At 66.9% G+C, this 646-nt stretch carries 1 protein-coding gene; it reads left to right on the forward strand.

The window, feature by feature from the left end:
* A partial coding sequence (locus tag H7965_RS30235; RefSeq protein ID WP_186774126.1) for a transposase occupies positions 1-368 on the forward strand: 368 nt, incomplete at its 5' end.
* Positions 369-646 lie beyond the last annotated feature (278 nt).

A 646-nucleotide genomic window follows, 5' to 3' on the forward strand; every position in this document is an offset into this window, starting at 1 on the left:
GGACCGCCAGTCATGCCGCCGCCCATGACGGTGCGCGGCTGGCGGAGGTGATCGACGCCGACAACACCGCCGCCGATGTCTGGGCCGATACCGCTTACCGCTCAGCGAAGAACGAGGCGTGGCTGGCCGAGCGCGGCCTGGTTTCGCGCATCCACCGCAGGAAGCCGCCGGGTCGGCCGATGGCGGCAAGGACGCGGCGGGCCAATGCGCGCAAATCGGCCGTCGAGCACGTCTTTGCCCGACAGAAGGGGCCGATGGCGCTGGTTGTGCGCACCATTGGCCTCGCCAGGGCGCGGGTGGAGATCGGCCTCGCCAATCTCGCCTACAACATGAAGCGGTTCGCCTGGCTCAGCAGCAAGACCGTGTAGCCGTAGGGCCTGCAGCCGCAACGCGCACCGACATCAGCGTAGCGCCGGCCGTCCCAGCAGCGTGATCCCGCTCATCTTGTCGCCCGGCAGGCGACCATGCACCGCTCTACGGCCACACCTGCCCGAAACTTGAGGTTTCCGGAGGTGTCCGGTTGGGCGTCATTCTCCGCCTGGCGGAGGGGGCTGGAATTGGCAAACACCTCGGCGATGTTGCCGAGGCGTTGCTGCTGCAAATCAAGATGGATGCGGGGACAGGATTTGAACCTGTGACCTTCAGG

This window comes from Siccirubricoccus deserti (genome assembly GCF_014283215.1).
GTDB lineage: Bacteria > Pseudomonadota > Alphaproteobacteria > Acetobacterales > Acetobacteraceae > Siccirubricoccus > Siccirubricoccus deserti.